We start from the raw sequence: 6,330 nt of genomic DNA, 5'->3' as shown, positions 1-6,330 counted from the left end.
ACCGTCCACGGTGCGTTTTATCCGACGTCCGTGCAACCGCCTTCTGGAGCCACCCGTGACCCAAGCCCCTTCGCGTGCAGTTCAACTCCTCCGATCCCTGCTGCAGGTCGGGCCGCTGCTGATGCTCGCCGCGTGCGGCGGCAACGGATCGTCCTCGTCGACAAGCACGACGAGCACCACGACCACGACGGCGCCCGGCACGCCGACGCTGGATTCGGCCACCGCCGGCGACGCTCAGGCCGTCCTCGCCTTCACGGCATCGACCAGCGGTGGCACGGCCACAAGCTACACCGGCAGCTGCGCAGCCACTGGTGCCACGACCCGATCGGCCACGGGCACCAGCAGCCCGATCACCGTCACCACGTTGACGAACACGACCACCTACTCCTGCACCGTGACGGCAACCAACTCCGCGGGGTCGGCAACGTCGACCGCCAGGAGTGTGACGCCGGCCGCGACGCCTTCGGGAGGGGGCACGTCGACGACCGTCGATACCACGGCGCTGCCTGTCGGCACCAGCAAGATCATCAACACGGTCCCGACCGCTGTCGGCTACCTCTACGCCTGCAGCGGCACGACGGACCCGAACAACCCGGGCAACACGGCGCAAGGCTGGATCAGCAGCGACGGAACGACCTGGAACCTGCAGACCAAGTCGATCTACGCGGTGACCGGTGCCGTCTCATGGGCATCGACGTTCACGAACACGATCGCCAATGCCTTCCGCAAACTGGACGGGAATGGCCTGCCCAGCCACACCACCGGGATCTACAAGATCACGAATGAAACGAGCCCGCTGGCCTATCAATACGACCAGAACCCCAACTCCATCAAGCCGAACACCGTCGCCTGGTCCGGGCTGAGCACCAATCCGACAGTCAATGCAACGCCTACCTGCCTGGGTGGCGGAGCCGTCGGCATCTTCCTGACCGGAGCGCGCATGTTCGCCGCGTTCGATGCCAAGGGCCGCGATGCGAGGGCTTGGGAGGTCACCGATGCTTGCGAAGGCCACCCCCAGCAAACGGGTATGTACCACTATCACAGCCTGCCGAAGTGCGGCCTGACCGCCGATGTCGCGGGCCAGCATTCGGCCGTGATCGGCTACGCGGCCGACGGCTTCGCAATCTACGGACCACAGGGCGACGGAGGAACGACCATCGCCAACAAGGATCTCGACATCTGCCACGGCCACACCGACACCTCGGTGACGCAGTACCACTACCACACGACGGAAACCTTCCCGTACACGATCGGCTGCTACCGCGGCACGCCGATCACGAGCCACAACTGATCCGGCGCTGCAAGCCCTCACCCATGATGCGCCGCGCCGCGCTCCTGTGCCTCGGCCTCGCCGTCATGACGGCGGGGGTTTCCGCCTGGTCCCTGTGGGCCGATTGGCGTCGGCCCGATTCGATCCTCGCGCACGACACGCTGCCCTTCTATGCGTCGGCCGACATGAGGCCTCGCTGGGATCGCATCTCGTCGGTACTGCGGGTTGGCGCCTTCGAATTCACGAATCACCGCAAGGCAAGCGTCGACAGCCGCCTGCTCGACAACGGCCCGACCGTCGTCAACCTGTTCTTCGCCGGCTGCGTGTCGGTGTGCCCGGTGTCGATGGACCTGCTGCGAACGCTGCAGGCCAGCTTCGGCAGCCAGGCGCCGCAGTTCGTGTCGCTGACGGTGTCACCGCTGACTGACGACGTGCGCGCGCTGGACGACTATGCCGCCAAGTTCGGACTGCCCAAGGACTGGATCCTGCTGACCGGCGAGCCCCGGCATGTGGAAGCGTGGGCGCGCCACAGCCTCTACTCCGACATCACGACACTCGGTGCGGACGGCTTGCCGCCTCACACCGAACGCGCTTTTCTCGTCGACCGCCGACACCGCATCCGCGGCATCTACGACGCGCGCTCGCCGCACGAGATGGTGCGGCTGCGCAGCGACATCGGCCAGCTCAGGCGGGAAGAGGCCCTCGTCGAGGGTCAGTCGGCCGCAGTCTCGTCCTCTTCGCCACCCGAGGACCCCACGGTCGTGATGCGGTAGCCCTTGCCGCGGATGGCCACGATCCGGACCGCATCGGCCCCGACTTCACGCAGGCGCTGGCGCAACCGCGACACATGCGCATCGACGACGCGCGAGCCGCCGATGCGGCCCACCTTGGTGGCGGGGATCACGGATTCGATGTCGGCCCGACTGACCGGATGCGGCGCGCGATCGAGCAACAACTTCAGCGTGTACAACGATGAGATTCCCAGCGAGAACGGCACGCCCCRCACACTGCAGGTCAGGCTCGCCGTGTCCACCGCCAGCTCGGTGTCGCCCAGCGCATCGTCAWCGCGAACGGCACGGTCCTTCTGGATCCGCTGCCCCGCGTGACGGATCAGCACTGCGAGGGCCTCCTCATGCGCCAGGTCGCCCCAGACGTGATCGAAGCCGAGTTCCAGCGCGAGCAGGTGCACCAGGCTGCCGAATGCYGGCCCGTACAACGCAACCGACAGCACACCCGCCTCACGCAAGGTTTCGAGCATGGCGCCGAGCGGCACATCGAGGCCGTTGGCCGCAACGATCGCCATCCGGGCCGCCCCGATGCGGGGGCCTCGCACGATCACATCGGCCACCGAAGCCACGATGCAAGCTCGGCCCAGGTTGGCACAGACCCGGCGAAGGAGCGTCCGGTGCCGTTCGTCCTGTGCCACGACGTACACGGTGTCTGCAGGCGCCGGCATGTCTGCCGCACTCTCCGCCGCGCCGGTTTCCGCCACGGCGGCGCTGTTTGCAGCGGTGCCTGTCGACTCACCTGCAGGCCTCGTGCAGGCGAGGCTCAAGAGAAGCGGAGGCTCGTCAATGCGCTTGTGCAAGATATCCACGGTATTGGTCATGAAGACTCGATCGATGGCGGCAATCTCATGCCCCGCAGGAACGACCTTCCAGCGACCAGCACGGCAACGCCCCGTTGGCTGCGTTGTTCGCGTTGGGATGGGAGATCGTCCGTTGGCGCCCCTGTTCGTCGGTGCGGTACTGGTAGCCCGCCATCGGCCCATGGCCGATGGCATCGAGCGTGTAGCCGCTTCCGTCATCACTGAGTGAGCAATGCACCGAAAAATGTTCCACCTGGGCATCCGGGACCGCACATTTCCCGGACGCGCCATAGCGGTGGTCACGCTGGAACGACTTTTCCAGCTTGATGCCGACGACCGACATCTCCCTCAGCGCAGGAACGGTGCGCGAGTTCTGCACCTGCGCGTTGAAGCCGGGCAGCGCCACCGCCATCGTCGTCAACGCCACAGCGAGGACAACGCTCAGCTCGACAAGGGTGAAGCCGCGGAAAGCCGTATGAGTAGAAGCCATGGTTGCAATTTGTTGCGAGTCGGTGGGGTCGAATCATCGGGGTAACAGAATGCGTACGCCACCCAGAAGTGCTCATTTCGAGGCCCGCAAATGTCAACGATTGCGAACCCTCGTTGCCAAGCTGCCATCTCTGCACCGAGCATGCACATACCTGCGCTTTGGACCCTGTCATCGCGCCGGCCGGTGCCGACAACACCGTCATCAACCTCACCATCGACGAATCCAGCGATGCGCTTGCGAATGGTTCATCAATTGGCCCTGCTGCTGCTGGCAACGGTCAGCCTGTCCGTGCTGTGCGTCATCGTCGGCGCGCTGCTCGGCATGCGTGGCGGGGTCTCCGGCTACGTGCACGCCCGCGAGTCGCAACGGCTGAATCGTTTCGCGATCTATGTCGGCGAGCAGGCCGGTGCCCGCGGCGGATTGCCGGCGGTCGTTTCCGATGTCGGTGACATGCGCGAACTGGTCGAGGGATTTCTCGCCCGCGAAGGTGACCCGCAGGAGCGCGGCAGCGGTGTGCAGGCGAGCCGGGTCCGGCAATCGGGGTTCGCGGGTCGCATCCGCATCCTGGATGCGGGCGGCACGCGGCTCGCAGGCAGTCCCGCGGAGCCGGACGGCCGCACGCTGGACCGCGAGATCCTCGTCAACGGCCGATCGGTGGGCACCGCCTTGCTGGATCTCGGCGACGGCCTCCATGAGTCGGACGCCGCGTTCCTGCGCGGCCAGTACCTGGGTATCGCGATGGCAGGCTTCGCATCGCTTGCCGTGTCGATGGCCCTGGCCGTGCAGGTAGCCCACCGATGGAGCCGGCCGCTGGGTGCGCTGCAGGAGGTGACACGCAAGCTCGCCGCCGGCCAGTTCGAGCCCGCCGAAGCGGCATTCGACGGGCCGCAGGAGATGCTGCAGTTGTCGCACGACGTGTCGTCGATGGCGGACTCGCTGCGCCGGCTCGAACTGACCCGCCGCAAATGGATGGCGCAGATCTCCCATGAGTTGCGCACGCCGCTGTCGGTGCTGCAAGGCGAGATCGAATCGGTGGAAGACGGCGCCCGCGAACCCAACCACGCCCTCGTGATGAACCTCGGCGAGGAAATCCGCCACATGGTGCGCATCGTGGACGACCTGCACCTGCTCGCGGTCGCAGACCTCGGCAGCCTGCCATCCCACATGGTCGATCTCGATCCACTGGCCACGCTGGAATACATCACCACGAAACTCGTTCGCCACCCGTCACTGGACGGCCTGCAGGTCGAGGTGCTGCCGCCCGCTTCGCACATCCTGCGTGCCTCGTGGGATCCGGTGCGCATCGAGCAGGTGCTGCGCAATCTGTTGACCAACAGCGGCCGCTACACCTCCCGCCCCGGACGCGTGCGCGTGTGCTGGGGCGTGCGCGAGGACAGCCACAACCTGTGGCTTCGCGTCGAAGACTCGGCACCGGGCGTAGCCTCTGCCGACCTGCCCCAGATCTTCGAGCCGCTGTTCCGGGCCGACCGGTCTCGCCAACGCGGCGGAACGGGCAGCGGATTGGGCCTGGCCATCGTGCGCGCCATCGTGATCGCCCACGGCGGCACCGTCGATGCCAGCCCGTCTCCATGGGGTGGCCTGGCCATGCAACTCGTGCTTCCGGTGAAGTCGCACCAGCAAGGAGCAACCGAGTGAGCACATCGATGGACACCACCCCGATCCTCATCGCCGAGGACGACGTGAAGATCGCCGACATGCTCGGCAACTACCTGCGCGCGCAGGGCTGGCAGACGCTGGTGGTCCACAACGGCATCGCGGCGGTGAACGAGGTGCGCATGCAGCGCGCGTCGATCATGCTGCTCGATCTGATGCTGCCCGGGCTCGACGGCCTCGAGGTGTGCCGCTCGATCCGCGAATTCTCCTCGGTGCCGATCATCATGCTGACGGCGCGCATCGACGAAGTCGACCGGTTGCTCGGCCTCGAGGCCGGCGCGGACGACTATGTCTGCAAGCCGTTCAGCCCGCGCGAGGTCGCGGCGCGCGTGAAGGCGCAGTGGCGCCGCGTCACCGGCCAGTTCCGCACCATGTCGCACGGCGGCTTCGACGTCAACGAAGCGGCACAACGCATCCTGTGGCAAGGCCGCGCGCTCGACCTGACGACCTCCGAGTACCGCATCCTGCGCGCGCTGCTCGTGCGCGCCGGCGCCATCCTGTCTCGCGCCCAGCTGCTCGACGCGGTGCGACAGGATTTTCGCGACACGGCCGACCGCACCGTCGACAGCCACATCCGCAACCTGCGGCGCAAACTCGAGGATGTCCGGCCCCAAGGCTCCGGAATCATCGCGGTGTACGGCGTCGGCTACCGCTTCGACCCCTGAGGCGTCAACCCTGTTTGCCCTGTCACAACCACTCCGATTTCAGGTATGTTCAAACCCATGGTCCGTCTCTCAGTCCGGCCGATCTTCCGGGAGACACGATGAAAGTCGCAATCGTTGACGACGATCCTTCGCAGGTCGACTTGATCTCGCACGCCATCTCGAGCCTCGGGCACGACTGCCAGGGGTTCGAGCGCGGCCAGGCGCTGATTCGCCAGATGCGCCGCGACACCTTCGATTTCCTGGTGCTCGACTGGCACCTGCCCGACATGACGGGCCCGGAAATCGTGACCTGGGTCCGCAACAAGATCGAGCATCGCATCCCGATCCTGTTCGTGACGAATCGCAATGAGGAGCGCGACCTGGTGGACGCCTTGTCCAACGGCGTCGACGACTACCTGACCAAGCCGGTGCGTGTGGGCGAACTCACCGCCCGCGTGAACGCGCTGATGCGCCGCAGCTACCCTCCATCGCCGAGCGAAATCGAATCCTTCGGCCGCTACAGTTTCGACACCCGGCGGCGCATGCTGACGATCGAGGGCGAGCCGGTCGAGTTGAAGCAGAAGGAGTACGAGCTGGCGCATTTCCTGTTCCACAACGTCGGTCGGCTGCTGGCAAGACAGCACCTGCTCGAAAAGGTGTGGGG

At 66.2% G+C, this 6,330-nt stretch carries 7 protein-coding genes; 5 read left to right on the top strand and 2 right to left on the bottom strand.

The features are described 5' to 3' along the window. The first annotated feature begins 55 nt into the window (after positions 1-55). Positions 56-1,291 (top strand): YHYH protein, encoded by a 1,236-nt coding sequence (locus tag AC1D12_RS21400; protein WP_477842720.1) that lies wholly within the window; start codon positions 56-58, stop codon positions 1,289-1,291. Positions 1,292-1,314: 23 nt separating this feature from the next. Beyond that, a complete protein-coding gene (locus AC1D12_RS21395; RefSeq protein WP_477826667.1) occupies positions 1,315-2,043 on the top strand; it encodes an SCO family protein in 729 nt (242 codons plus the stop codon). Here the strand turns inward: AC1D12_RS21395 and AC1D12_RS21390 are convergent. Further along, complete coding sequence (locus AC1D12_RS21390; RefSeq protein WP_477842718.1) at positions 1,983-2,879, bottom strand: winged helix-turn-helix domain-containing protein; 897 nt, start codon at positions 2,877-2,879, stop codon at positions 1,983-1,985. The two genes, AC1D12_RS21395 and AC1D12_RS21390, sit on opposite strands and share 61 nt — an antisense overlap. A gap of 25 nt (positions 2,880-2,904) precedes the next feature. Continuing rightward, the gene (locus AC1D12_RS21385) at positions 2,905-3,348 is read right to left on the bottom strand and encodes a type IV pilin protein (RefSeq protein ID WP_477826666.1); all 444 of its coding nucleotides are present in this window, start codon (positions 3,346-3,348) and stop codon (positions 2,905-2,907) included. 252 nt (positions 3,349-3,600) lie between these two features. On the opposite strand from AC1D12_RS21385, the gene AC1D12_RS21380 reads away from it, so the two are divergent. The 3 genes from AC1D12_RS21380 to AC1D12_RS21370 form a co-directional block, all read left to right on the top strand. Continuing rightward, positions 3,601-5,004 (top strand): ATP-binding protein, encoded by a 1,404-nt coding sequence (locus AC1D12_RS21380; protein ID WP_477826665.1) that lies wholly within the window; start codon positions 3,601-3,603, stop codon positions 5,002-5,004. A gap of 8 nt (positions 5,005-5,012) precedes the next feature. Next, on the top strand, positions 5,013-5,687 hold the full coding sequence (locus AC1D12_RS21375; RefSeq protein WP_047505691.1) for a response regulator: 675 nt from the start codon (positions 5,013-5,015) through the stop codon (positions 5,685-5,687). A gap of 98 nt (positions 5,688-5,785) precedes the next feature. Continuing rightward, on the top strand, positions 5,786-6,330 hold a 545-nt coding region (locus tag AC1D12_RS21370; RefSeq protein ID WP_477842716.1), incomplete at its 3' end, for a response regulator transcription factor.

This window comes from Rhizobacter sp. P1_G5 (assembly GCF_056405435.1).
This window is presented reverse-complemented; position numbering and strand designations above follow the sequence as displayed.